Annotated in this window: 23 protein-coding genes; 11 read left to right on the top strand and 12 right to left on the bottom strand. The window is 61.1% G+C overall.

Features of this window, described 5'->3' with window-relative positions:
- Positions 1-59 precede the first annotated feature (59 nt).
- Positions 60-2,597, bottom strand: coding sequence for a heavy metal translocating P-type ATPase (locus ACZRJ6_RS21905; protein WP_463970064.1), 2,538 nt, complete (start codon positions 2,595-2,597; stop codon positions 60-62).
- Between the two features lie 220 nt (positions 2,598-2,817).
- Between ACZRJ6_RS21905 and ACZRJ6_RS21900 the strand changes: the two genes are divergently transcribed.
- Complete coding sequence (locus ACZRJ6_RS21900) at positions 2,818-3,198, top strand: Rid family hydrolase (protein ID WP_133103329.1); 381 nt, start codon at positions 2,818-2,820, stop codon at positions 3,196-3,198.
- Between the two features lie 71 nt (positions 3,199-3,269).
- The gene (locus ACZRJ6_RS21895) at positions 3,270-5,270 is read left to right on the top strand and encodes a peptidase U32 family protein (protein WP_463970063.1); all 2,001 of its coding nucleotides are present in this window, start codon (positions 3,270-3,272) and stop codon (positions 5,268-5,270) included.
- Between the two features lie 44 nt (positions 5,271-5,314).
- Here the strand turns inward: ACZRJ6_RS21895 and ACZRJ6_RS21890 are convergent, their stop codons facing one another.
- The gene (locus tag ACZRJ6_RS21890) at positions 5,315-6,208 is read right to left on the bottom strand and encodes a DMT family transporter (protein ID WP_463970062.1); all 894 of its coding nucleotides are present in this window, start codon (positions 6,206-6,208) and stop codon (positions 5,315-5,317) included.
- A gap of 131 nt (positions 6,209-6,339) precedes the next feature.
- Between ACZRJ6_RS21890 and ACZRJ6_RS21885 the strand changes: the two genes are divergently transcribed.
- The 8 genes from ACZRJ6_RS21885 to ACZRJ6_RS21850 all read left to right on the top strand — a co-directional run bounded on the left by ACZRJ6_RS21885 (position 6,340) and on the right by ACZRJ6_RS21850 (position 13,199).
- Positions 6,340-6,780: an Lrp/AsnC family transcriptional regulator gene (locus tag ACZRJ6_RS21885; RefSeq protein ID WP_463970061.1), complete on the top strand. Its 441-nt coding sequence runs from the start codon at positions 6,340-6,342 to the stop codon at positions 6,778-6,780.
- 127 nt (positions 6,781-6,907) lie between these two features.
- Entirely contained in the window at positions 6,908-7,585 is a 678-nt protein-coding gene (locus ACZRJ6_RS21880; RefSeq protein ID WP_463970060.1) for a thermostable hemolysin, read from the top strand.
- Positions 7,575-9,056, top strand: coding sequence for an AMP-binding protein (locus tag ACZRJ6_RS21875; RefSeq protein ID WP_463970059.1), 1,482 nt, complete (start codon positions 7,575-7,577; stop codon positions 9,054-9,056). Before ACZRJ6_RS21880 ends, ACZRJ6_RS21875 begins: the two co-directional genes overlap by 11 nt.
- Positions 9,053-9,727: a TenA family transcriptional regulator gene (locus tag ACZRJ6_RS21870; RefSeq protein WP_463970058.1), complete on the top strand. Its 675-nt coding sequence runs from the start codon at positions 9,053-9,055 to the stop codon at positions 9,725-9,727. Before ACZRJ6_RS21875 ends, ACZRJ6_RS21870 begins: the two co-directional genes overlap by 4 nt.
- The gene (locus ACZRJ6_RS21865) at positions 9,714-10,523 is read left to right on the top strand and encodes an SDR family oxidoreductase (protein ID WP_463970057.1); all 810 of its coding nucleotides are present in this window, start codon (positions 9,714-9,716) and stop codon (positions 10,521-10,523) included. Before ACZRJ6_RS21870 ends, ACZRJ6_RS21865 begins: the two co-directional genes overlap by 14 nt.
- Positions 10,520-11,164 carry a tetratricopeptide repeat protein gene (locus tag ACZRJ6_RS21860; RefSeq protein ID WP_463970056.1) on the top strand — a complete coding sequence of 215 codons (645 nt, stop codon included), beginning with the start codon at positions 10,520-10,522 and terminating at the stop codon, positions 11,162-11,164. Before ACZRJ6_RS21865 ends, ACZRJ6_RS21860 begins: the two co-directional genes overlap by 4 nt.
- 11 nt (positions 11,165-11,175) lie before the next feature.
- Positions 11,176-11,838, top strand: a complete 663-nt coding sequence (locus ACZRJ6_RS21855) for a response regulator (RefSeq protein ID WP_463970055.1) — start codon at positions 11,176-11,178, stop codon at positions 11,836-11,838.
- Positions 11,835-13,199, top strand: coding sequence for an ATP-binding protein (locus ACZRJ6_RS21850; RefSeq protein ID WP_463970054.1), 1,365 nt, complete (start codon positions 11,835-11,837; stop codon positions 13,197-13,199). Before ACZRJ6_RS21855 ends, ACZRJ6_RS21850 begins: the two co-directional genes overlap by 4 nt.
- Before the next feature lie 79 nt (positions 13,200-13,278).
- On the opposite strand, the gene ACZRJ6_RS21845 is transcribed toward ACZRJ6_RS21850, so the two are convergent.
- Positions 13,279-14,517 (bottom strand): MgtC/SapB family protein, encoded by a 1,239-nt coding sequence (locus ACZRJ6_RS21845; RefSeq protein WP_463970053.1) that lies wholly within the window; start codon positions 14,515-14,517, stop codon positions 13,279-13,281.
- Positions 14,518-14,668: 151 nt separating this feature from the next.
- Positions 14,669-15,742 carry an NAD(P)-dependent alcohol dehydrogenase gene (locus ACZRJ6_RS21840; RefSeq protein WP_463970052.1) on the bottom strand — a complete coding sequence of 358 codons (1,074 nt, stop codon included), beginning with the start codon at positions 15,740-15,742 and terminating at the stop codon, positions 14,669-14,671.
- 277 nt (positions 15,743-16,019) lie between these two features.
- Between ACZRJ6_RS21840 and ACZRJ6_RS21835 the strand changes: the two genes are divergently transcribed.
- Positions 16,020-16,943, top strand: coding sequence for a universal stress protein (locus tag ACZRJ6_RS21835; RefSeq protein ID WP_463970051.1), 924 nt, complete (start codon positions 16,020-16,022; stop codon positions 16,941-16,943).
- Between the two features lie 67 nt (positions 16,944-17,010).
- Here ACZRJ6_RS21835 and ACZRJ6_RS21830 read toward each other — a convergent pair whose 3' ends face one another.
- The 8 genes from ACZRJ6_RS21830 to ACZRJ6_RS21795 form a co-directional block, all read right to left on the bottom strand.
- Positions 17,011-17,928, bottom strand: coding sequence for a universal stress protein (locus ACZRJ6_RS21830; RefSeq protein ID WP_463970050.1), 918 nt, complete (start codon positions 17,926-17,928; stop codon positions 17,011-17,013).
- Positions 17,929-18,132: 204 nt separating this feature from the next.
- Complete coding sequence (locus ACZRJ6_RS21825; protein WP_463970049.1) at positions 18,133-19,128, bottom strand: M14 family metallopeptidase; 996 nt, start codon at positions 19,126-19,128, stop codon at positions 18,133-18,135.
- A complete protein-coding gene (locus ACZRJ6_RS21820) occupies positions 19,125-20,078 on the bottom strand; it encodes a DMT family transporter (protein ID WP_463970048.1) in 954 nt (317 codons plus the stop codon). The genes ACZRJ6_RS21825 and ACZRJ6_RS21820 overlap by 4 nt, the downstream gene beginning before the upstream one ends.
- The gene (locus tag ACZRJ6_RS21815) at positions 20,075-20,773 is read right to left on the bottom strand and encodes an ABC transporter permease (protein ID WP_149414188.1); all 699 of its coding nucleotides are present in this window, start codon (positions 20,771-20,773) and stop codon (positions 20,075-20,077) included. The genes ACZRJ6_RS21820 and ACZRJ6_RS21815 overlap by 4 nt, the downstream gene beginning before the upstream one ends.
- 7 nt (positions 20,774-20,780) lie before the next feature.
- A complete protein-coding gene (locus ACZRJ6_RS21810; RefSeq protein ID WP_463970047.1) occupies positions 20,781-21,494 on the bottom strand; it encodes an ABC transporter permease in 714 nt (237 codons plus the stop codon).
- 11 nt (positions 21,495-21,505) lie between these two features.
- A complete protein-coding gene (locus ACZRJ6_RS21805) occupies positions 21,506-22,342 on the bottom strand; it encodes a transporter substrate-binding domain-containing protein (RefSeq protein WP_463970046.1) in 837 nt (278 codons plus the stop codon).
- Between the two features lie 25 nt (positions 22,343-22,367).
- A complete protein-coding gene (locus ACZRJ6_RS21800) occupies positions 22,368-24,362 on the bottom strand; it encodes an aminotransferase class I/II-fold pyridoxal phosphate-dependent enzyme (protein WP_463970045.1) in 1,995 nt (664 codons plus the stop codon).
- A 157-nt stretch (positions 24,363-24,519) separates the two neighbouring features.
- Positions 24,520-24,654 carry a hypothetical protein gene (locus tag ACZRJ6_RS21795; protein ID WP_463970044.1) on the bottom strand — a complete coding sequence of 45 codons (135 nt, stop codon included), beginning with the start codon at positions 24,652-24,654 and terminating at the stop codon, positions 24,520-24,522.
- Positions 24,655-24,658: the final 4 nt, after the last annotated feature.

Here is a 24,658-nt window from a genome sequence, read left to right as displayed (position 1 = left end):
GTCTGAGTCGAGCAACGCGGGCCGGTCGCAGGGAACTTGTGGAAACGGCCCCGAGGGCGTCATGTGACCCGAAGGTCGTCGGTACGGGCTTCGACCGTCATAGGTGCCCGAAAACGCTTGAGCCGCAGCGCATTGCCGAGCACGAAGATACTGGAGAGCGCCATCGCGGCCGCGGCGAATATCGGCGAAAGCAACGTGCCGTTCACCGGGTAGAGCGCGCCCGCCGCGACCGGGATCAGCACCGCGTTGTAGGCGAAGGCCCAGAACAGGTTCTGCTTGATGTTGCGGATCGTCGCATGGCTGAGCGCGATGGCATTCGGCACGCCACGCAGGTCGCCCGACATCAGCACCACGTCAGCCGCCTCGATCGCCACATCGGTTCCCGTGCCGATGGCGAGCCCAACGTCGGCTTCGGCGAGCGCCGGGGCGTCGTTGATGCCGTCGCCCACGAAGGCGACCTTCGCGCCATTGATCCGGAACTTCTTCAGCGCCGCGACCTTGCCGTCGGGCAACACCTCGGCTGCGACTTCATCGATGCCGAGCTGCTTGGCGATCGCCGTGGCTGTAGCCGCATTGTCGCCGGTGATCATCACGACCTTGAGTCCGAGCGCGTGCAGCGCCCTGATCGCCTCGGGCGTCGTCTCCCTGATCGGGTCAGCGACTGCGATCACCGCCGCCAAGCTGCCGTCGATCGCGGCATAGAGCGGGCTTTTGCCTTGCTCGCCGAGACGCTGGGCCGTCGACAGGAAGCTTGCCACATCAAGACCGAGCTGCGTCATAAAGCGGTCCGCGCCGACGGCGACGGTCCGGCCAGCGACCTTGGCCGACACGCCGTAGCCCGGTGTTGCATCGAAGCTCTCGATGGGTGCGAGGGTGATGTCCCGCTGCTTTGCGGCCATGACGATGGCTTCGGCGATCGGGTGCTCGGAGCGGGTCTCGACCGCCGCAACGAGCGCCAGCACTTCGTTGTATTCAAAACCTTCGGCGGGAACCAGATCGGTCAACTCGGGACGCCCTTTGGTCAGCGTGCCGGTCTTGTCGAGCGCGATAACGCTCACATCGCGCAGCGCCTGCAGGGCTTCGCCCTTGCGAAAGAGCACGCCGAGCTCGGCCGCCCGGCCCGTACCGACCATGATCGAGGTTGGCGTGGCCAGCCCCATGGCGCACGGGCAGGCAATAATAAGAACTGCGACCGCATTAACCAGCGCAAAGGTCAGCGCCGGGGCCGGACCGAAGATCAGCCAGACCAGGAAGGTCGCCGTGGCCGCCGCCATCACCGCTGGCACAAACCACATGGTCACCTTGTCGACCAGCGCCTGGATCGGCAGCTTGGAACCCTGCGCTTGCTCGACCAGGCGGATGATCTGCGCGAGCACCGTATTCGCGCCAATCTTGGTGACGCGAAAGCTGAAAGCGCCCGTCTTGTTGATCGTGCCGCCGATGACTTCGGCGCCCACCCCTTTCGACACGGGCACGGGCTCGCCGCTGATCATGCTTTCGTCAACATAAGAGGCGCCCTCGACGACCTCGCCGTCGACAGCAACTTTCTCGCCAGGACGAACCTGCACGATGTCACCGGTTGTCACCTGATCAAGCGCAATCTCGACAGCCTCGCCCTTGCGCTCAACGCGCGCAGTCTTGGCCTGAAGGCCAACGAGCCGCTTGATCGCCTGCGAGGTGCGCCCCTTGGCACGCGCCTCCAGCGTACGCCCGAGCAGGATCAAGGTAACGATGACCGCGGCGGCTTCGAAATAGACGTTGGCGGTGCCTTGCGGTAGCACTTCGGGGACGAAGGTTGCGACGATCGAGTAGCCGTAAGCCGCCGCCGTGCCGACCGAGACCAGCGAGTTCATATCGGGAGCACCGCGCAGCAACGCTGGCACGCCCTTGCGGAAGAACCGCAGACCCGGACCGAACAGGACAAGGGTGGTAAACGCGAACTGTACATGCCAGTTCGTCTGCTCACCCAGGACCGCCATCACCCAATGATGCATGGCAGGGATAAGGTGCGAGCCCATCTCAAGGATGAAGACTGGCAAGGTGAGGATGGCGGCAATCAACATGGAGCGCTGCAGCGCCCGCGCCTCGCTGTCACGACGTTTGGTGTCCTGATCGCCTTCATTCGGCGTTTCGGCGGACAAGCGGCGGGCCTTGTAACCGGCTTGTTTGACCGCCGCTTCAAGGTCGGCCGTGGAAACAACTCCGGCAAGGTGGCGCACCTGTGCGCGCTCGGTCGCCAGGTTGACATTGGCTTCAAGCACGCCGGGGACTTTGGCGAGCGCCTTCTCAACCCGACCCACACACGACGCGCAGGTCATGTCTTCGATCGCAAGCTCAGTGGTCTCTTCGTGCACGGAGTAGCCGGCGCTCTTAATGGCGCGGACAGCTGCCTGCGGGTCGGCCATGCCGGTGAAGGTGATGTCGGCGCGTTCGGTGGCCAGATTGACTGCAGCCGTTTGCACTCCAGGGACTGTTTTCAGCGCGCGCTCGACACGGCCGACGCACGATGCGCAGGTCATGCCTTCCACCGGCAGGCTCAGACGAGTGTCCAGGGACTTGGATGGATTGGAGCCTTGTGGGTGGGAAACGGAAGCCATTGAACTACCCCTTGAATGTTGCGGTTGAAGAAAGCCTAAAGCTTCCCGATGTAGGAAGGTCAAGGCCTTTGGGTAATTTGGAGGGTGTAATTTGTTTCGCCAAGCCCACGTTCGCAACCTTTGGCTCCGCCCCAGGGTCTCGGGCCCTTCGCCCAGCCTTGCCGTCAGTCCTGCGCTCAGTTGATACTCTGCCCCCTCGCTTTCTCACATAGTGATCCCAATGGCAAACCACGATCTCAGCTTCACCCCCGACCCTGACGCCGATTCCATTTCCAGCGACGTCATCGGTTTCAACGGCATTCTGGTCTCCACGCAGATCCCCACCCGCGCCGACGGTAGCCTGGAACTGGGCGACATTACCCTGCAAAGCGAATGCACCCTGCAAGCCCTCAAGGTTGCTCTTGAGCGCGCCGGCAGCTCCATCGACCGGGTTATGCACCTGACCATCTACCTCACTGACATGGCCGACCGCGCCGCCTTCAATGAAGTCTACAAACGCTTCTTCGCCAAACCCTGGCCGGTCCGCGCCGCGGTTGGCGTTGCAGCGCTGGCAGTCGAAGGCATGCGTGTGGAAGTCACCGCGATGGCGGCCAAGGCCTGATGTGAGATGCCGGTCAGGCATTTCACGGCTACAATGCGTCCCTCGACCGTGACAAGCCTGACTAAAAAAATATGTCCTTACCCAAGCATCACCTGGAGCTGCTCAGCCCTGCCCGCGACGTGGCCATTGCTCGCGAAGCCATCCTACATGGCGCCGATGCCGTGTACATCGGTGGCCCAAGTTTCGGCGCGCGCCATAACGCCAGCAACGACGTAAGCGATATCGCCCAGTTGGTGGAGTTCGCCCGTCGTTACCACGCGCGGGTATTCACCACCCTCAATACGATCCTGCACGACAACGAGCTGGAACCAGCACGCAAGCTGATCCACCAGTTGTACGATGCCGGTGTTGACGCGTTGATCGTCCAGGACCTGGGCGTGATGGAGCTGGACATCCCTCCCATCGAGCTGCACGCCAGTACCCAGACCGACATCCGTACCCTGGCGCGGGCGAAGTTTCTCGACCAGGCTGGGTTCTCCCAACTGGTACTGGCTCGCGAGCTGAATCTTCAAGAGATCCGCGCCATCGCCAGCGAGACTGATGCGGCGGTCGAATTTTTCATCCACGGCGCGCTGTGTGTGGCGTTCTCCGGCCAGTGCAATATCTCCCACGCGCAGAACGGGCGCAGTGCCAACCGTGGCGATTGCTCCCAGGCGTGCCGTCTGCCTTACACCCTCAAGGATGACCAGGGTCGCGTGGTTGCCTTTGAAAAACACCTGCTGTCGATGAAAGACAACAACCAGAGCGCCAACCTGCGCGACCTGGTAGATGCCGGCGTGCGCTCGTTCAAGATCGAGGGTCGCTACAAGGACATGGGTTATGTGAAGAACATCACCGCCTATTACCGCCAGCGCCTGGACGAAATCCTTGAAGACCGCCCAGACCTGGCCCGCGCTTCCAGCGGCCGTACCGCGCACTTCTTCGTGCCCGATCCGGAAAAGACCTTCCACCGTGGCAGCACCGACTACTTCGTCAGCAATCGCAAGATCGACATCGGCGCCTTCGACACCCCAACCTTCACCGGGCTGCCGGTGGGTGTGGTGGAAAAAGTCGGCAAGCGTGACCTGCAGGTAATTACCCACGAGCCGCTGTCCAATGGCGATGGCCTCAATGTGCTGGTCAAGCGTGAAGTCGTCGGCTTTCGCGCCAACATCGCCGAGCCAAAGGGTGAGTTTGAAGAAGACGGCGCCAAGCGCTACCGTTATCGCGTCGAGCCCAACGAGATGCCGGGTGGGCTGTACAACCTCAAACCCAACCACCCGTTGAACCGCAACCTGGACCATAACTGGCAGCAGGCCCTGCTCAAGACGTCTGCTGAGCGCCGGATCGGGCTTTGCTGGGTCGCTCGCTTGCGTGAAGACCGCCTGGAACTGATAGCCACCAGCGAAGAAGGCATCAGCGTCAGCGTCACCCTGCCCGGCCCATTTGGTATTGCCAACAAGCCGGAACAGGCGCTGGAGCAACTGCACGACCTGCTTGGCCAGTTGGGTACCACCCAGTACCACGCCACCGCCATCGAGCTGGATGCACCGCAGGCCTGGTTCATTCCCAACTCGCAGCTCAAGGCCTTGCGCCGTGAAGTCATCGAAGCGCTGACGGCTGCCCGTATCAACGCCCACCCTCGGGGCGGGCGCAAAGCCGAGACCACACCACCACCGGTGTACCCGGAGGCGCACCTGTCGTTCCTCGCCAATGTCTACAACCAGAAGGCCCGCGATTTCTATCACCGTCACGGCGTCAAACTGATCGACGCAGCCTACGAGGCCCACGAGGAAACCGGCGAGGTGCCGGTGATGATCACCAAGCATTGCCTGCGTTTCTCGTTCAACCTCTGCCCCAAGCAGGCCAAAGGCGTTACAGGCGTGCGCACCAAAGTCGCGCCAATGCAGTTGGTGCATGGTGATGAGGTGCTGACACTGAAGTTCGACTGCAAGCCGTGCGAAATGCACGTGATGGGCAAGATCAAGGGGCATATCCTTGGCCTGCCGCTACCGGGCAGCAGCGTGCAACAGGTCGTCGGCCATATCAGCCCGGCCGACCTGCTAAAGACCATCCCTCGCGCTCCACACTGAGCAAGAAGGCGAGCACGCCGCCACGGTGCCGTGCTCGCCCATCTTCACAGTTGCAGCGCAACTTTGGACCGCCACCACCAGCCCCGCTGCAACCCCGCCGCAGCCAACAGAATCGCGGCCACGCCAAGCCATTGCGTCCATCCCAAACGATGGCCAAAGGCGATCCAGTCGACAAAAATCGCGGCGATGGGGTAGATAAAGGACAGCGCACCAGTGAGTGCGGTGGGTAACTTCTGGATCGCACCATAGAGCAACACGTACATCAAACCAGTATGCACCACGCCCAGTGCCAGCAATGCCGCCCAGGAATCCAGTGAAGCGGACACGCTCTGCCACTGCATCAATGGCGCCAGCAGCAAAGCCCCGGTGGTCACTTGAATCAAGGCCATCAGATGCGGCGGAACATCCTTCAGGCGTTTGATAATCAGCGCCGCAACTGCATACAGAAACGCGGCGCCTATCGCCAGCGCCACGCCGACCAGGTAGTCCTCGCCATTGTTCTGCTGATCCCCATGAGCGGTGACGATCGCCAACATGCCCAGGAACGCTACGCCCAGCCAGACCAGCTTCGGCACGGTGATTTTTTCACCCAGGAACACCGCCGCAAGCATCACTAGCATAAAGGGCTGGACGTTATAGACCGCCGTACTGATGGCAATTGAAGCCTTGGCGTAGGAGGCAAACAGCAGCAACCAATTGCCGACGATGGCCACCCCGCTGAGCATGGCCAACGCGAGTGTCGAGTAGCTCAGCAGGTCAAGACGCAGATAACCCAGCACCCCGCAGACCGCCACCAGGGTCAAGGCGCCGATCACACAGCGCCAGAACACCACCTCGATCACCGGCACGCCTGCCGCCAGTACGAACCAGCCGATAGTGCCGGAAATCAGCATGGCGCCAACCATTTCCCACGACCCGCGACGTATGGATTTGTCCATGACTCTGCTCCTCAAGTGAGGCTCAATTATGGCAAGCTGAACGTCACCGGCTCCAGAACCTAAAAAAGGCGAAAAACCATTTCTACCTATTCTTATTAGGCAAACTCGACAAACCAGTTCAGGAGAAAACCGTGATAGACCTCATCGACCAACAACTGATCGCCGCCTTGATGGTGGACTCTCGGCGCTCACTCAAGGCTCTGGCCGGGATCACTGGGCTGTCCTCCCCCAGCGTCGGCGAACGGCTACGACGGCTGGAAGAACGCGGCGTACTCAAAGGCTACACAGTGGACATCGACCCCAAACACTTCGGCTATCTGCTACAGGCCATCGTGCGCATTCGCCCCCTGCCCGGACGCTTGCAGGAAGTGGAACGGCAAATCCAGGCAATCGCGGAGTTCACCGAGTGCGACAAGGTGACCGGTGAAGACTGCTTTATCGCCCGGCTGCATGTACGCACCATGGATCAACTGGACACACTCCTTGACCGGCTCAATGTCTATGCCGAGACAAACACAGCCATCGTCAAAAAAACCCCGGTGAAACGGCGGTTGCCGCCATTAGGTGAGTAACGTAAGCAGGCAGACAGGGAAGAAGGTGTTTAGTCATTTTGCAGGTGGCCCTTTTTCTCCACCTTCAGACTCCGTTAAGAAACGCCCCTGATACTCCTCCCGAACCCATCTGGGAGGCACCCTGTCAATGCCCGCTCTCCACTGGAACATCCCCTTGCCGCTGCCATTCGGCCCCGCCGATGGCACACCAATGAGCCTGGATCGTGCCCTGCTGGACGATCCTCTGCGGCCGCTCTTCGAGACGTTTATCCAGCAGCGCTTTCGGCAGGCTCACGGCGCTGATATCCGCCACTTCATGCCAGAACTGTTCGGCATGCGTAATACCAGCGGGGAACTCTGCGCGGTGGCCGGCGTACGCCTGGCCAGCGCCGAGCCGCTGTTTCTGGAGCGCTACCTGGACCACCCGATCGACCCGCTGATCAGTGCCGCTGCCGAGCAAGCAGTGAGTCGCAACTCCATCGTCGAAGTAGGCAACCTCGCGGCCAGCGATACCGGCAGTGCCCGCCTGAGCATCATCGCCATCACCTACCTGCTGGCCATGGGTGGCCTGGAGTGGGTGGCGTTCACCGGCAATATCGGCCTGGTGAACAGCTTTCATCGCCTCGGTTTGAAACCGGTAACGCTGTGTGCCGCCGACCCGCAGCGCCTGGGTGACGAACGACACAGTTGGGGCAGTTACTACGAAAGCCAGCCCTGGGTACACGTCGGCAATATCCGCGCCGGTTTTGTCCACTTACGCAACATGGGCCTGTTCTCACGCCTGGGGTTGCCAACGTCCGTCGAGGAAGCCAGTCATGTCGCCTGAAACACTACGTTTCAAAGAGGTATTACGCGGCCATGCCGAGCGCAAGCCCCCTGCCCCCGCGTTGTGGGGCGACCAACTGAAACTCGATTACACCACCTTGTATGCCGAGGTGGTCTATCGACAACAACGTCTGCGGGACGAACAGGTGCAAGTGGTGGCATTGGCCCTGGACAATGGCGTCGACGCAATGCTCTGGGACTTGGCCGTGCTGTTTGAAGGCCTGACCTGCCTGACACTGCCGCCGTTCTTCAGCCCTGCCCAACGCGCCCATTGCCTGGAACAAAGCCAGGCCGAGCGTGTGATCGCCGAGCCGTACCTGGAAGCCGAACTGCAGGCTGCAGGCTACGAGAAATCCGGTGAGTTCTGGTGTCGCACCTTCATCGGGCCCAACCAGATGCCGGAGGGCACCGCCAAGCTGACCTTCACCTCAGGCACCACCGGAACGCCCAAAGGCGTGTGCCTGAGTGCCGACAGCCTCCTGCGGGTTGCCCGCGAGCTGGATCAGGCCAGTCGTCCCACTGATCCGCGCCACCACCTGGCGCTGCTGCCTTTGGCGATCCTGCTGGAAAACCTGGGGTGTTACGCCGCGCTATATGCCGGCGCAACCCTGAGCGTACCAAGCCAGAAGACCCTGGGCATCCAAGGCGCCAGCGGCGTCAATGTTCCACAGTTGCTTGGCTGCCTCGCGGCTCGCCAGCCGCAAAGCCTCATTCTGGTACCGCAACTGCTGTTGATGCTGGTCAGCGCCGCCGAGCAGAAAGCCTTTAACCCCCGAACACTGCGTTTCGCAGCCGTTGGCGGCGCACGGGTATCCGATACGTTGTTACAGCGTGCCCAACGGATCGGGATGCCGGTTTATGAAGGTTACGGGCTGTCGGAGTGTGCCTCGGTGGTGTGCTTGAATCGGCCCGACGCCCAACGCCCAGGAAGTGTTGGCCAGCCGTTGCCGCATGTGGAGATTCGCCTGGCCGAAGACGGCGAGGTGCTGATCAAGGGCTCGATGCTGCTCGGCTATCTGGGGCAAGCCGGCGACACCGCTCAATGGTGGCCCAGCGGAGACCTTGGCGAGTTCGATGCCGAGGGTTTCCTCTACCTCAAGGGGCGCAAGAAACATCAATTCGTCACCAGCTTTGGTCGCAACGTCAACCCGGAATGGGTCGAGACAGAGCTGACCCAGGGCGGCGACATTGCCCAGGCCTTTGTCTATGGCGAAGCCATGCCGAGCAACCACGCGCTGCTCTGGCCTCACCGCCCCGACTGCACCGACGAAGCATTGGCAACTGCCGTTGCGCAGGCCAACGCCACCCTGCCCGATTACGCCCAGGTTCATCACTGGACGCGACTGAATCAACCCTTTACCGCCGCCAATGGCTTGCTCACTGCCAATGGTCGGCCGCGACGCGACGCTATCGTCAGCCGCTATTGCTCACAGCTGGGGCAACCCCTGTTTACCGAGGAAACACCTTCATGAATTTTTTCGACACCTTGCAAGAAGCCACTCAACAGGAACGTCAGGCGCTGTTCACTCTGCCGATTATTCGCGATGCCCTGGAAGGCAAGGTCAGCCTGGAAAGCTATCGGGCCTTTCTCGCCCAAGCCTATTACCACGTACGTCACACCGTGCCGTTAATGATGGCGTGCGGCGCGCGTTTGCCGGCGCGCCTGGAATGGCTGCGCAAAGCGGTATGCGAGTACATCGAGGAGGAATACGGTCACGAACAATGGGTGCTCAACGACATCGCTGCCTGCGGTGGCGACAAGGAGGCGGTACGCAACGGGCACCCATCCCTGCCGATTGAGCTGATGATCAGCTTCCTCTATGACCTGATTGCCCGGGACAACCCGGTAGGCCTGTTCGGCATGGTCAACGTACTGGAAGGTACCAGCATTGCTCTGGCCACCCATGCCGCCGGCAGCATTCGTGAACGTCTGGCGCTGCCGGAAACTGCATTCAGCTACCTCAGCTCCCACGGTTCGCTGGACATCGGCCACATGGAAACCTACCGCCAGTTGATGAACGCCCTGGATGACCCGGCCGACCAGGCTGCGGTGATCCATGCCTCAAAGGTCGTGTACGGCCTGTACACCGACATGTTCCGTGGCTTGCCGCGTGACGGGGAGCACCTGCATGCGCCTGTCTGAAGCCCGTGTGGTATTGACCGGCGCCAGCGGCGGCATTGGCCTGGCCATCGCCACCGCCCTGTGCGCCAGTGGTGCGCGGGTGCTGGCAGTGGCCAGGAACCGCGAACCCTTGGCCGCCTTGATTGAGCGTTACCCGCAACACCTGTACTGGGTGGGCGCCGACCTGACCTTTCTGGCCGACCGACGTAAAGTGTTGTCGGCCGCCGTGGCCATTGGCGGGGTCAACCTGCTGATCAATGCCGCCGGGGTGAATCACTTCGCCATGCTCGAACAGCTGGATGACAGTGAAATCAATTCCATGCTGGCCTTGAACATCAGTGCACCAATCTGCCTGACCAAAACCCTGCTGCCCCTGCTCAAGCAAGCCGAAAGCGCAATGGTGGTGAATGTCGGGTCAACCTACGGCTCCATCGGCTATCCGGGATACGCCAGCTACTGCGCCACCAAGTTTGCCCTCAGGGGGTTTTCCGAAGCCTTGCGCCGGGAGCTGGCGGATACCCGGGTCAGCGTGCTGTACGTCGCCCCACGCGCTACCCGCACCTCGATGAACAGCCAGGCGGCACAAGCCTTGAACGATGCACTCAACGCCAATGTTGATGACCCGCATACCGTCGCATCGGCAGTCATTGGGGCGATTGCCGCCGACCGTCGCGATCTCTACCTGGGCTGGCCGGAGCGTTTCTTCATGCGCCTCAACAGCCTGCTGCCCAATCTGGTGGACCGAGGGCTGCGCAAGCAACTGCCGCTGATTCGGCGCCTGAGTCACAAATCCGACAATGAGGACCTCAACCCATGAACAAAATCATCATCGCCCTGCTGCTGGCGGCCCTGAGCCAGGGAGCCTGGGCACTGGACCTCGCTGACGGACAACGCCTCGACGCCCTTCAAAAGCGCTGGGCGCACATCCAATACAACCTACCCGTCGAGCAACGCACCGACGCCTTCGCGCAACTCGCCACCCAGGCCTCGGCGTTCACCCAAGAGCGGCCCTTGGCGGCCGAAGCCTGGATCTGGTCGGGCATCATCACCAGCAGTTGGGCGGGTGCCCAGGGCGGTCTCGGCGCCCTGAGTAAAGTCAAAGCGGCAAAAATGGATCTGGAAAAAGCCCTGGCGCTGAACCCCAACGCCTTGCAAGGCTCGGCCTACACCAGCCTTGGCGCGCTGTATGACCGTGTACCGGGCTGGCCCATCGGCTTCGGTGACGCCGACAAGGCCGAACAATTGCTTAAACAAGCCTTGCAACTCAACCCGGCCGGCATGGATAGTCTGTACTTCTGGGGTGATCACCTCTACCGCCAAAAGCGCTACGATGACGCCAGGAGCGTCTTGCAAAAAGCCTTGCAAGCCCCCCCCCGCCCAGGCCGTGAAACTGCCGACGCCGGGCGCCGCCAAGAAATCGAAGCCTTACTGGCAGACGTCAACAAGCAACTCAACTGACTGGAGTCCGTGTGCGCCTATTACTGATCGAGGATGACGTGGCCCTCGGCGAAGGTATCTATCAGGCCCTGGACCGTGAGGGATACACCGTCGACTGGTTGCAGGATGGCAGCAGCGCCTTGCATGCGCTGCTCAGCGAAACCTTCGATCTGGTGGTGCTTGATCTAGGTCTGCCGCGTATGGGCGGCCTGGAGGTGTTGCGTCGTTTGCGTGACAGCGGCTCCAACCTGCCGGTACTGATCCTCACCGCGCGCGATGCCACCGAAGACCGTATTGCTGGGCTGGACGCTGGTGGCGACGACTACCTGATCAAGCCCTTCGACCTGGCTGAACTCAAGGCGCGCCTGCGTGCCTTGCTGCGACGCAGCGCCGGCCGCGCCCGGTCGCTGATCGAGCATGCCGGTATTTGCCTTGACCCCGGTACTCAGCAAGTCACCTATCACGGCGATTCGGTGCCACTGACACCCAAGGAATACCAGTTGCTTCACGAACTGCTCTCGCCGCCAGGCCGGGTCATGACCCGCGATCACCTGATGCAACTGCTCTATGGCTGGAACGAAGAGGCCGAAAGCAACACGCTGGAAGTACACATCCATCACCTGCGCAAGAAATTTTCCACCGACCTTATCCGTACCATCCGCGGTGTTGGCTACCTGGTGGAGGAGCGCCGATGACGTCGATCCGGCGTCGCACGCTGACGCTGATCATCGGCCTGATGCTCACGGGGCTGTTGGTAATCAGCGTATTGAACCTTCACGATAGCAATCATGAAATCGCCGAGGTCTATGATGCGCAACTGGCCCAGAACGCCCGCCTGCTCCAGGGGGTAATGAGCATGCCCCTGGCGAGCAAGGACCAGGCGGATCTGTATCGCGCCTTCAACAAGGCCCTGAAGGAAGCGGTGCCCAAGGTCGATGGGCATCCCTATGAAAGCAAGATTGCTTTTCAGGTCTGGAACCATCAAGACCAGGTAGTGGTGTTCACCTCCAGCGCCCCCACCTTTGCCACGTCACCCGCCCTACCGGGATTCAGTGATGTGACGGACCTCAAAGGCCGCCAATGGCGCGGCTTCGTGCTGCTGGATAAAGACAACGGCCTGCGGATCTGGGTCGGGGAACGTGACGATGTGCGCTCCGACCTGGTAGACCGGATCGTACGCCATACCCTTTGGCCCAATGTTCTGGGCAGCCTGATACTTGCGGCGATGGTCTGGCTGGCCATCGGCTGGGGTCTCAAACCGTTGGCCGATATGGCCGCGACCCTGCGCGCCCGCAACTCCGGCTCCCTGGAACCGATGCAATTGACGCCTCTGCCCACCGAACTGGAACCGATGCAGGCCGCGCTGAACCGTATGCTCGCGCAGATCCAGGAAGTACTCGGCCGTGAACGGCGTTTTATTGCCGACGCCGCCCACGAAATGCGCACCCCCCTGGCCGTGCTGCGAGTGCATGCGCAAAATTTGCTGGAAGCCGGTACGCAGGCCCAGCGTCGTGAATCCCTGGAGTTTTTGATCGCCGGAGTGGACCGTACCACGCGGCTGGTCAACCAATTACTGACCATGGCTCGCCTGGAACCCACCTCAGTGCTGCCAGCGGCTCACGACATCGACCTGGCTGCAACGGTTCGCGAAAGCCTGGTTCAACTGACGCCCTGGCTGCTGAGCAAAGGGCTTGAGCTGGCGTTCGAGGTAGACGATATCCCCTACCGCGCCAATGTCGACGCCGCGTCCATCGATATCGCCCTGAATAATCTGGTGACCAATGCGGCGAACTTCTCCCCGGAGCACGGGGTGATCACCGTAAAACTGGAGAAAAAACCCGACTGCTTCGAGCTGTCAGTGACGGACCAGGGGCCAGGTATCAGCGAGACTGAGCGTGACCGGCTGTTCGAGCGTTTCTACAGCCGCGGCAATGCCCACGGCGCCGGCCTGGGGCTCACCATCGTACAGACCATTGCACGCCGCTTCGGCGGCCAGGTACGCCTGGAAAACCAAGCAGCGGGAGGACTGTGCGCAACGCTGCAGGTCAATCGTTGATGAACACCGATTGAGAGTCGCAGTTCGCAGCATCGCATCCGCGGTGGGCGAAGAATCTCTCGCTTCGCGCAGATATCCTTCAGCTCAACAAGGTGCCCGCCCACATTGCACCTGTCAGCAGGATTTGCCCGGGAATGACATAAGCGGCGAAACGGCGTCCGCCACTGATCCAGGCCACCAGACATTTGCTCAGGGAGTTGCAACTGATGGTGATCAACACAGGGACGACAACCGCGCCCAAGGGCAACTGGCCGGACTTGGCCAGGGCGGCAATGGACGCGGTCGAGGCGTGAGCGTCGACGAACCCACTGAAGGTCGCTGTCAGCATTACACCGAATTGACCGAAATGGCTGAGCATCACTGCTGACAAAAAGGTAATGCCGGTCATGGTCAGCACCATGATCAGGGCCAGTTTGAGGCTGAAGGCACTGCCGACCTCAATGCTCTCACTGGCGCGCGCATTCGGCCTTGGAAGCATCAGACAGGCGCCATATATCAAGGTGGTGACAAAACCGGCCAGAAGCAGCCATCCCATCCGAGACAACAGTTCAGGCTCTACCGTGCCCAGGATCAGGCTAACCTGGGCGATCGTAGCCAGATTGGACAGGATGGCCGCAGCACTGAGCGTTTGAATGTTCGTCGGTTCCCTGGCAACGAGATGTCCCATGGTCGCGATGGTCACGGTACTGGAGGCAAACCCGGAAGCGATGGCGCCGATCGCATAGCCATACCGTGAACCCAGGGTACGCACCGCAATATGGCCCACCGCGCCCACCGCCATCAGCAACACCGTCAAGGTGCAAATGGTGCGCAGGTTGATGGCGCCGTAGGGTCCGATGAATCGATCTGGCGCCAAGGGTAAGAACACCAGGGCCGCAATTAGCAGCAACAGACCATCGCGCATTTGCGTGTCAGTCAATTGGCTACGGGCGAAGTCATGCAGTTTTTGGCGGTAGGTCAGCAATCCCGCCATGACCACCCCAATGGCAATCGCCAGTTCGGGCGCGTTGCCACAAAGAGCCCCCAGCACCAGCACCGTGAGCAATGCCACTTCACTGGTAAGGCCGGGGTCCTTGTCCTGGCTCTTCCAATAGGCGATTGCCATCAGCAGCGCCAGACACACGGCCATCAGCCCCAGCAGGCTCGCGCCGCCGACTTGCAGGGAAACGTAGCCCAGCAATGCGGTGATCGCAAACGTACGCAAGCCTGCAAAAGCACGGCTGTCGCCACGCCCCTTGCGCCGCTCGCGCTCAAGCCCGACCAGCATGCCGATCCCCAGGGCCGCCGCCGCATTGGTGATACCGAAAGTGTCTGTCATTAAAACCTGCCAAGGCGAAAATACCCGCCCCTAAGCGATTGTGGCGGCCAGCATTCTTTTCACACCGCATGGTACAGCGCCTGTTGGCCCGCAGAGGGAAGCGTCGATGATGGTAATGAACATCGTCAGCCTCGCTGTGCAGAGCAATGAGCTACGGTGTAATTGCCACTTTCATCACACCGTCACGCTGATGGGCAAACAGCTCATAAGCGGCCTCAATGTCATCGAGCTTGAATCGATGAGTCACAAGGGGCGCCAGATCCACGCTGCCACTAGCAACCACCGCCATCAGTCGGCGCATCCGCTCCTTGCCGCCGGGACACAGGGTCGAGACGATGCTGTAATCCCCAAGCCCGGCGGCAAAGGAATCATAGGGAATGCGCAAATCACTGGAGTAAACCCCCAGGCTGGACAACCGTCCACCGGGACGCAACACCCGCAACGCCGACTCAAAGGTGCCCTGGGTACCCAGTGCTTCAATAGCAACGTCCACACCGCGACCGTCTGTGATGGCCATGATCTGCTCCACCACATCACCGTCCTTGAAACTGACCACATGGGAGGCCCCCAGTCGGCGGGCAACGCTCATGCGCTCGCTCACCGCATCGACCCCGATGATCACGGACGCGCCTTTCAACCGGGCTCCGGCCACCGCACACAACCCTATTGGCCCCAGGGCAAATACCGCCACGGTGTCGCCAATACTGACCTCGCCCCGCTCCGCCCCGGAGAACCCGGTAGACATAATATCCGGGCACATCAGCACCTGTTCGTCACTCAAGCCATCGGGGATCGGGCACAGGTTGGCCAGTGCATCCGGCACCAGCACGTATTCGGCCTGGCAGCCATCAATTGTGTTGCCGAACTTCCAGCCGCCGCTGGCGCGAAAGCCATGGCGTGTATCGGGGCCGTCCTGGGAGCCGCAGCCGCACAGGCAGGCGTAGCTCTGCCCGCTGGGGGTAATGGCCCCGGCAATCACTCGCTGGCCTTCGACAAAACCACGCACTTGGGAGCCCAGACGCTCAATGATGCCCACGGGCTCATGACCCACCGTCAGGCCCTTGGCCACCGGGTATTCACCCCGCAGAATATGCACGTCGGTACCGCAGATCGTGGTGGTGGTAATGCGCACCAGTGCGTCCATCGGGCCGATCTCTGGAATTCGTTTGTCATCCAGCACAATTCGGTTCTTTTCAACGAAGATTGCTGCTTTCATGTTTGCCATGGTGAGCACTCCAATTCGCGTATTTGAATCCGATACCGGGCCCAGAGTGCGCGCCGAGGGCCTGGGACAGGTTGATCATGGTCAACAATGGGAGGATTGAGTAGCGCCGTCGATGACCGAGCGTCGGACGGGGTTTCTGCCCGCGAGCGGGACTTGATACAGATCAAACCGACGCCTCCGGCCGGCGCGATGATCTGTCCAAGGCTTTTAGTCTGACGACGGACCGCTGCCACGGCGGACTCGCCACTAATAAATGCGTATCCACGGGAGATTACTCATGACCGCTCAACCACGTTTCATGCTGCTGGTTTCGCCCCTGATGGAGCACAGCCCAGCCTTCGACCGCGCCGCCGCATTGGCCAAGGCCGCAGGTGCCGCGTTGCACATCGTGGCCTTCGATTACCTGGAAGGCCTGGCGACTGCCGGTCTGGTCAACGAACAGGCACTGGAGCAAATGCGCCTGGGTTACGTCGAGCGCCATCACCAGTGGCTGGAGGAGCAGGCCAGGCCCTTGCGCAAGATCGGGCTGACCGTCACCACTGAGGTGGCCTGGGTCGAACACCCGCTCAAGGAAATACTGATTCACCTCAAGGAGCAGCCTATGGATCTGCTGATCAAGGCGCTGGAACACGAATCGCTGCTCTCGCGGTTGATGTTCACCCCGCTGGATGTGCACTTGCTGCACGAATGCCCAGTGCCCTTGCATTTTGTCAGCCAGGTGCGCCATGCCTTGCCGCGTAAGGTGATCGCTGCGGTAGATCCGTTTCACCGCGATGATCAATACCTGGGGTTGAACGATCACATCCTCCATGAAGCGGTAAAGCTGGCGAGCGCCTGTGACGCGGAGGTCGAAGTACTCTATGCCCATGATTTGTCGTCCTTGGGAGCACAGGAGTATGGGTTCGACAGTGGGTCGGGGTTCTTCTCCAGCGCCACGGCCAAGACTCTGTTCGATGCTCAGGCAGATGCCTTCAATGCCCTGGCAGAGCGCAACGGCATCGCGCCCGAGCAACGTCACATGATCCTGGGCAACCCGGCCAAAGTCCTGGCCAGCTATGCCGATGCCTATAACGTCGATGTGATTGTCATGGGCCGTGTCAGCCACCGCGGCATATCCCGTCTGCTGGGCAGCACTGCTGAGGCGCTGTTGTACAAGATGCCTTGCAGCGTATGGGTGGTCTCACCCGAAGCAATCGACTGACCTGCCAGGCCGACGACAAAAGCCCGGGCACCATGACGCTGCCCGGGCGAGGTGCTGCTTGATGTAGTCACTCTCTCATTGGGGGCTTGATCGCCAATACACTGCAGGGCGCACGGTGCAGCAGGTGTTCGGCGGTCGAGCCCATTAACTTGTCTAGCCCGCCATGTTGAACGGTGCCCATGACAATGACATCCGTCCCCGACTCACTGGCAAACCCACAAATGGTTTCCAGAGGGATGCCTTCAATGAAGTGTCGACAGTCCGGCGCAACGCCATGGCGCTCGGCCAGGGCCGAAAAAGCCTCGCGCTGGGCCTGGCCCAATAGCTCCCCCATGCCGGTCGCCAGGGGCAGCGCGCCAAGGCCCGTGTCCAATGCGTAGATCGCCGTCCAGTCAAAGACGTGCAGCAGTTGTACCTGGGCATCGCATTGCCCGGCCAGCTTCACTGCGGCCCTGACGATTTGATCGTTGAGCCGCAGGTCCTCTATTTCACTGCGCAGCACATCGACAATCGCGAGGATTTTCTGGGGCTGCGGATGACGTGAGTCAGTGACCAGATGCACCGGTGCCGGGCAATCACGTAGCAGCCGCCAATCCAGGGGGGTGAAAAACAGCCGCTTGAGGTAGGGCTCTTCCTCGGCATTCTTGATAATCAAGGCCACGTCCATCTCGCAAACGTAGCGCAGTATTTCGACATAGGGCTCTTTTACCCAAGCCACCTCACTGGTTACCACGATGCCCCACTTGGCCAGGTGGCGAGCCTGCTCACCCAGCCATTGCCGATGTTTGTGCAAATACCCCTCACGGGCGTGGTCCACCTCATCGGGGGCAAACAGGCCCGCCACCGCAAGCGCTGCCACATAATCGAACGCGACGATATGCAACGGCAGTTGCAGGGCGGCAGCCAACGCGCCAGCACGCTCGAAGGCTGGGCCACGCGTCATGGCTGATGGCGCTATCAGCAACACTCGTTGATTAAGGGACATGGCAAACCTCCACAATCAGCCAGGGCGGGGCTGTGTCCGGCTTTTACAAGAAAGCAATTTTGTGGCTTTGATGGTGAGCGCTCAAAAGAGCGCGCACTTGATTTGCATCAAACAGTTGAGGTTTATTTCAAGTTAAACGCACGCGCAATGAGCCATTTACCGATGCATGAATTGGCCGGTTCCCAGGGGTTTCACTGCGTCGCCCTAGGGGTCCAACACCCCGCCACTCCAGTTCTCTGAAACCCTGCTGCCGGTAAACTTGGCCACCACCGAGCCCTGGGCCACCAACCGCTCCCGGTGCCGGGTCACCATGCGCCCGGTTTGTGCGGCTCGCAGCACCACCTCGGAGTCGGGCTGCCCCGGTCGCCCGATAATCCTGGCAAAGCGCTGGCCTTCCTCGACCTCATCGCCCAGGCCTTTTTCAAATACCAATACTCCGGGACACGGCGCAAGGATCGTTTCCATGCAGCCCATATCTACCGCCTGGCCCTGCCAATCGCCGATTACCGCAGGCTCGTCGATCACGCCGCTTGCACAGAGCCAGGCCCAAATCCCGTCGCCATCCTGTTGAGCCAGTTGATCACTAACGTCCGCCTGCCCTCGCAGCTCGATGGTCGCTGCCAGTCGTGGGCCTGCATGGGCAATGATGGTTTCTTCAAATGAACCATCGCCGCCGTCATCCCAGAGAATGGCCAGATCCACTTTCAGCGCAGCCGCCAATACCTGGCCTTGAGGCCAGAAACTGCGGTGGATGTAGAGGTACGGCACGGCCTCATCATCGGTGTGCAGGTCTAGCACCAACTCAGCCTCGGCGGCCAGTTGCACCAGGCTTTTTTGCCATTGGGCCAGGTTGCTGGCGGGTCGATCCTGGGCCAGGGAGTGATCGAACCCACGGTTGAAATTCTGCCCGGTGGCCTCATGAAACCGCCCCAGCTGCCGCCCTTGGCGAAACTGGCCGATGCCGAACGGATTGGCCTGGGGCACCACGGTAACGCTGCCCTTGAGCCGGCCCTGATCCGCACACGCCTGCAACCTGGGCAGCAGTTGATGCAGTACCAGCATCCCGGCGATTTCATCGGCATGCACGCCGGCTTGCAGGTGCACCCTGGGGCCGCTGCCGTCGCCTTCAATGCGCCAGGCGCCGATGTGCAGCGTGTTTCCTGAGTCGCCGGGTATGCGCCATGAAAGGTCTGTTGTCATCTCTGGGCTTCCTCGCCAACGGGTTGCACATCGGTCTCTGCCGGGTACAGGGGCTGCGTCACGGAGCATTCGGCGCCGACCACATCCTGTGACACCGGAGGCCGGGCGCTGAGCATGGCCAGCGTGCCGCTGACGGCGATAAGTGCGGCGCCGATGATCAGCGACACGTCCATCAACGTGCCCCAGATCAGGCTGGACAACAGGAACGCCCAGATCAGCCCGGTGTACTCGAACGGCGCCAACAACGTCGCCGTGGCCCGGCGAAAGCTGGCAAACAGCAGGAACTGGCCGATGCCGCCCACCAGGCCCGCCACCAACATGCCCAGCCACGCTGGCGTCGGTGAGGGCGTATGGGTCCAGGGCAAAGTCACCGCCATGCACATCACAAACACCACGTTGGTGATCAGCATCTGCTCCAACACCGAGGTACTGTCGTCTACCTGCCGCAACTGGATGTAGGTAAAGGCCCAACACAACGCCGCCGCCAAGGTCAGGGCAATCGGCACCGGATCGACCATGCTGCTGGGCCGACAGGCGATTACCACGCCGACAAACCCGATGATCAGTGCGATCCACTGGCCGCGACTCGCGCGCTCCTTGAGGATCAACGCCGCCAGCAACGTAACCATGATTGGCGCGGAAAAATACAGGGTGGTCATTTCTGCCAGGGTCAGGTCCTTGGCGGCGGTGTAGTACAGCAACCAGGCCAACAACGACAGCAACCCACGAATGATCAGCAGCTTGCGGCTGACCGAGTGCCAGGCCCGGCGCAGCAGGCCCAGACGTCCGGCGATCACGCACGCGGCGACCACCACCAGGCTGCGCCAGAACAGAATGGTGAACACCGAATAATCGGCCACCAGCCATTTGATCACCGCGTCCTGCAAGGCCAGAAAAGCGTAAGCCAACGAGCACAGGACAATGCCTTGCAGAGAACGATTGTTTTTCATCCGACGGACCTGCGCAACGGCGTGCCACGCCGCTCAGCAATGGCATACACCCCTTCGATCAAAAAGGTCAGACACAGGTAGACACCGGCCACCAACAGCAGCGGCTGGTAGATCTGCAAGGTCTGCGCACGCACCACGTTGGCCGCACCCAGCAGGTCGACCACGGCAATGGTCGAGGCCAGGGCGGTGGACTTGAGCAACATCACCGTCTCCCCCGCCAAGGTCGGCAACAGCAGGCGCATGGCCCGTGGCAAACGCACCCGTAGCAGCGCCTGGCGTGGGGTCATGCCAAACGCCGAGGCCGCTTCCATTTCACCCTTGGGCACCGCCAGCAGACCGCCACGAATCACTTCGCCGACATAGGCACCCACCGACAGCACCAGGGCAAAGACGATGTACCAGTAACCGTCGCGCAGGAACGGCCACAGAAAACTGCCGCGCACCATCGGAAACTGGGCAAACAGGCTGCCCAGGCCGTAGTAGAAAATGTAGATCTGGATCAGTAGCGGCGTGCCCCGCAGCACACTGGTGTAGGCCATGGCGCAACGGGCCAGCCACTTACGCCGCGACAACCGCGCCAACGCCACCAGCACCGCCAGGGTAAATCCCAGCACGGCCGAGATCGCCAGCAGCGACAGGGTCGTTTGCAAGCCTTTGCCAATCAGTCCTGCGTAATAAAATATCCACTCAGGCATAAGCTGTTCACTCGACCACAGGCATCCAGCGACGAATACGTCGCTCCAGGCGCCCGCACAGGTAGTTGGAGGCCAGTGTCACCAGGTAATACAAGGCAGCGGCCGTGAGGTAGAACAACAGGTAGTGCCGGGTCGAACCCGCCGCCTGCTTGGCGGTGTACAGCAACTCGTTGGTGCCGACCACGCTGATCAGCGCGCTGTCCTTGATCAGGTTGATCCACAGGTTGGACATGCCCGCCAAGGCGTAAGGCGCCATGATCGGCAACGTCACCCGGCGGAACAGGCCAAAGCCGCTCAAGCCAAAGGCTCGCGCCGCTTCAATCTGGCCGTGGGGAATGGCCAGGATCGCCGCCCGAAAGATCTCAGAGGCGTACGCGCCCTGCACCAACCCCAGCACCAGGATCGCCACCAGCGGCCCGCTGATATTGACCTGCTCAAAGCCCATCCACAGCATCAGCGCGTTGAGGCCCATGGAGCCGGCGTAATACAGCAGCAGAATCAGCAACAACTCGGGCACCGCGCGAAATACGGTGGTGTAGCCGCGCATCAGCAGGGCAATCGGTCGAGGCGCACTGAGCTTGGCGCAAGCCACCACCAGGCCGATCAGCAGCCCGACCACAAAGGACCCGGCCGAGATCTGCAGGGTCATCCATAACCCTTTCAGCAGCGCATGGCCCCAACCCTGTTCGCTAAAGCCGAGTAGATCGAACGTCGCCGGCATTTCAGGCCTCCTTACTTGGCGTAGGGGCTGTCGCAGACTTTGCTCTCGAACGCCTCGGTGTCGGCCCTTTTGCACGGGCTGACGGACAGGCCGAAATACTGTTGGGACAGGTCGGCGTAGTCCTTGCTCACCAGCAATTCGCCGATGGCCAGGTCCAGCCTGGCTTTGAGTTCGGTGTCCTCCTTGCGCAGGCCGGCGCCAACGCCACGGCCGATAATCGGGTCATAGGGCACGCTGGCGATATGGGCCAGGTCCTTGGCTTCAGGGGTTTTAACCATCATGGCGATGGCAGTGTCGTCGGCCATCATGTAGTCGATGCGCCCGGCAATCAGGTCGGCGTTGGCGGACTCCTGAGTGTCGTAGTACTTAAGCTCGGCGATGTTTTCGTAGTACTTCTTCAGGTAGTTGGCGCTGACCGTGGATATCTGCACACCGATCAGCTTGCCCTTGAAGCCCGCCGGGGAGATTTCCACTTCTGAGCCCTTCGGCCCGGCGACGCCCAGCAGCGAGTCGTAATAGGCGCGACTGAAAGCAATCTGTTTTTCACGCTCATCGGTGACGGACATCGAGGAGAAAATCACGTCGATCTTCTTGGCCAGCAGCGACGGAATAATGCCATCCCAGGCCACTTCCTTGATCTGGCATTGCGCGTTCATGCCTGCGCAGAGTTTATGGATCAGGTCCACCTCAAAGCCTGACCATTGTCCGTTGCCGCCCTTGACGGTGAACGGTGGATAGGGTTCCGCTGCCACTGCAAACACGATGGGTTTTTCCGCCGCCAGCAGCGTACCTGCCGCCAGCATCAACACCGCACTGCTCAACCACTTTGCCAGTCGATTGGATTGCATGATCTTGCCCCGTCTTATTATGGAGTTAGCGAGTTTGATGCGCGTTGACGAACTGCCGGCAACGCTCACTGCGTGGGTCGATAAACACCGAGTCCGGCGTGCCGGTTTCCTCGATCAAGCCTTGGTGCAGAAAAGCGACTTTGCTGGAAACATCCCGGGCGAAGGCCATTTCATGGGTGACCAGGATCATGGTGCGGCCCTCCTCTGCGAGCGACCGAATCACCCGCAGCACTTCACCCACCAGTTCCGGGTCGAGGGCCGAGGTGGGCTCATCGAACAGCATGACTTTGGGGCGCATGGCCAGGGCGCGGGCGATGGCTACCCGCTGCTGCTGACCGCCGGAGAGAAAGGCCGGGTATTCATTGCGTTTGGCCGCCAGGCCCACGCGGTCGAGCAAGGCTTCGGCGCGTTCGATAGCCTCGGCGCGGCTTTCGCGCAGGACCTGGGTCGGTGCTTCGATGAGGTTTTCCAGCACCGTACGATGGGGCCACAGGTTGAAGTTCTGGAACACCATGCCCAGGGTCGAGCGAATCCGCACCAGTTGCTTGGCGTCGGCCACCAGCGGCGCGCCGGGACGCCCGTAGTTGAGCTTGATGCTTTCGCCATCGACGTGGATGCCGCCCTGGTCCGGCACTTCGAGCATGTTGATGCAGCGCAGCAAGGTGCTTTTACCCGAACCGCTGGCGCCGATCAGCGAGATCACCTCGCCTTCGTGGGCGGTCAGGGAAATGCCCTTGAGCACCTCGATATTGCCGAAGCGTTTGTGCAGGTTGAGCACCTCGATCATCTTTTTAGCTTCGGCGGGCTGCACGGTGATGATCCTGGCAACCGGGACCACGCGCGGCTCTTGCACAAGCTTGGCAACAAAGCCAGAGATGCGCACGCAGGCCTCGGCCAAGCGCACTTCACCCAGGGTGAACGACAGCCGCACAAAGCCCTGGGCCGGTTCGCCGAACGCGGCGGCATCCAGCACCGATACCCCCGCTTCACGGAACAGCCGCCAGGCAAAGTCCAGGGAACTGAGCCCGGTGTCACGCACATCTACCAGCACAAACATCCCGGCCTGTGGTGTCTGCACCTTGATGCCTGGGCAACCGCTGAGCCCGGCCACCACCAGGTCACGACGACTAAGGTAGATTTCGCGCATGCCACGGGTCACTTCGTCGTGGGCCAACACCGCCGCAGTGGCCGCTTCCATGACAAAGCCCGGCAAGCCGTAGAACATGCTCAACACCAGGGTTTCGGCGTGGGCGACCATGGTCGGTTCGGCGATGATCCAGCCGATGCGCCAGCCGGTCATGGCGTGGGACTTGGACAGGCTGCCAATCACAATGCAACGCTCAGCCATGCCCTTTACTGCGGCGAGGCTGTGGTACTCGCCGTCGAACACCAGGCTTTCGTAAACCTCGTCCACCACCACCCACAGGTCATGTTTGATCGCCAGATCGGCAATGGATTGCAGTTCGTCGCGGTTGAGGACCACGCCGGTGGGGTTATTGGGGTTGGAGAAAAAGATCGCCCGAGTACGCGGGGTTATTGCGGCGGCCAGCAATTGGGCATCGAGACGAAAGCCTGACTCGGCCGAGCATGGCACCCGCACCAGTGTCGCGCCGCTGGCCTTGAGGGTGGCCTCGTAGGTGACGTACATCGGGTCAAGGACGATCACTTCATCACCAGGCTGCAGCAGGCACAGGGAGGTAACAAACAAGGCGTTTTGCGCCCCGGCAACGGTGATGACGTTTTCAGCGCTCAAAGGCCGTGCGAGGGATTGGCTGTAGCGGGCGGCTATGGCGTCCCGCAGTGCCGGGCGGCCGGGGATTTCGGTGTAGTGGGTATCACCCTGGCGCAAGGCGTTAATAGCGGTGTCGGTGATAAAGGCCGGCGTGGAAAAATCCGGGTCGCCGACGCTCAGGATAATGATGTCTTCGCATTTGCTGCTTGCCTGGAAGGCTGCATGGTGGATGTCCCAGGCTGCCACGCCCTGCCCTGCAATTCGCTCAACAAAGGGTGAAAACCGCATGCCAGTGCCTCTCGTTCAATCAGAAAAAGCGCAAGCCCGGCTGTCGCCAGCCGGGGGGTGCAGCCAACATAATTGAAACTGAACACTCGTTCAACGGTAAATTTCACAGGTGTCGTTTACAGCTAAAACAGGTCGTTGTGGTGAGGCGACTCCATCGTCAGTCTTGACGCTCGGCATTACCTGCATCCGCCGGGTCAGCCGGGTCAATGAGGGGTACTTGGGCATCATCCATCAGGGAGCCTGGATCTTCGTTGCCAGGGTCGTTGATGGGTTCTTCGGTTTCATATGACATGGTT

This window comes from Pseudomonas sp. C321 (assembly GCF_055407105.1).
This window is presented reverse-complemented; position numbering and strand designations above follow the sequence as displayed.

What these genes read in the sequence shown, in the direction of transcription:
- ACZRJ6_RS21905 (WP_463970064.1), bottom strand. Translation starts at nt 2,597, where the DNA reads ATGGCTTCCGTTTCCCACCCACAAGGCTCCAATCCATCCAAGTCCCTG.
- ACZRJ6_RS21900 (WP_133103329.1), top strand. Translation starts at nt 2,818, where the DNA reads ATGGCAAACCACGATCTCAGCTTCACCCCCGACCCTGACGCCGATTCC.
- ACZRJ6_RS21895 (WP_463970063.1), top strand. Translation starts at nt 3,270, where the DNA reads ATGTCCTTACCCAAGCATCACCTGGAGCTGCTCAGCCCTGCCCGCGAC.
- ACZRJ6_RS21890 (WP_463970062.1), bottom strand. Translation starts at nt 6,208, where the DNA reads ATGGACAAATCCATACGTCGCGGGTCGTGGGAAATGGTTGGCGCCATG.
- ACZRJ6_RS21880 (WP_463970060.1), top strand. Translation starts at nt 6,908, where the DNA reads ATGCCCGCTCTCCACTGGAACATCCCCTTGCCGCTGCCATTCGGCCCC.
- ACZRJ6_RS21875 (WP_463970059.1), top strand. Translation starts at nt 7,575, where the DNA reads ATGTCGCCTGAAACACTACGTTTCAAAGAGGTATTACGCGGCCATGCC.
- ACZRJ6_RS21870 (WP_463970058.1), top strand. Translation starts at nt 9,053, where the DNA reads ATGAATTTTTTCGACACCTTGCAAGAAGCCACTCAACAGGAACGTCAG.
- ACZRJ6_RS21865 (WP_463970057.1), top strand. Translation starts at nt 9,714, where the DNA reads ATGCGCCTGTCTGAAGCCCGTGTGGTATTGACCGGCGCCAGCGGCGGC.
- ACZRJ6_RS21860 (WP_463970056.1), top strand. Translation starts at nt 10,520, where the DNA reads ATGAACAAAATCATCATCGCCCTGCTGCTGGCGGCCCTGAGCCAGGGA.
- ACZRJ6_RS21850 (WP_463970054.1), top strand. Translation starts at nt 11,835, where the DNA reads ATGACGTCGATCCGGCGTCGCACGCTGACGCTGATCATCGGCCTGATG.
- ACZRJ6_RS21845 (WP_463970053.1), bottom strand. Translation starts at nt 14,517, where the DNA reads ATGACAGACACTTTCGGTATCACCAATGCGGCGGCGGCCCTGGGGATC.
- ACZRJ6_RS21840 (WP_463970052.1), bottom strand. Translation starts at nt 15,742, where the DNA reads ATGGCAAACATGAAAGCAGCAATCTTCGTTGAAAAGAACCGAATTGTG.
- ACZRJ6_RS21835 (WP_463970051.1), top strand. Translation starts at nt 16,020, where the DNA reads ATGACCGCTCAACCACGTTTCATGCTGCTGGTTTCGCCCCTGATGGAG.
- ACZRJ6_RS21830 (WP_463970050.1), bottom strand. Translation starts at nt 17,928, where the DNA reads ATGTCCCTTAATCAACGAGTGTTGCTGATAGCGCCATCAGCCATGACG.
- ACZRJ6_RS21825 (WP_463970049.1), bottom strand. Translation starts at nt 19,128, where the DNA reads ATGACAACAGACCTTTCATGGCGCATACCCGGCGACTCAGGAAACACG.
- ACZRJ6_RS21820 (WP_463970048.1), bottom strand. Translation starts at nt 20,078, where the DNA reads ATGAAAAACAATCGTTCTCTGCAAGGCATTGTCCTGTGCTCGTTGGCT.
- ACZRJ6_RS21815 (WP_149414188.1), bottom strand. Translation starts at nt 20,773, where the DNA reads ATGCCTGAGTGGATATTTTATTACGCAGGACTGATTGGCAAAGGCTTG.
- ACZRJ6_RS21810 (WP_463970047.1), bottom strand. Translation starts at nt 21,494, where the DNA reads ATGCCGGCGACGTTCGATCTACTCGGCTTTAGCGAACAGGGTTGGGGC.
- ACZRJ6_RS21805 (WP_463970046.1), bottom strand. Translation starts at nt 22,342, where the DNA reads ATGCAATCCAATCGACTGGCAAAGTGGTTGAGCAGTGCGGTGTTGATG.
- ACZRJ6_RS21800 (WP_463970045.1), bottom strand. Translation starts at nt 24,362, where the DNA reads ATGCGGTTTTCACCCTTTGTTGAGCGAATTGCAGGGCAGGGCGTGGCA.
- ACZRJ6_RS21795 (WP_463970044.1), bottom strand. Translation starts at nt 24,654, where the DNA reads ATGTCATATGAAACCGAAGAACCCATCAACGACCCTGGCAACGAAGAT.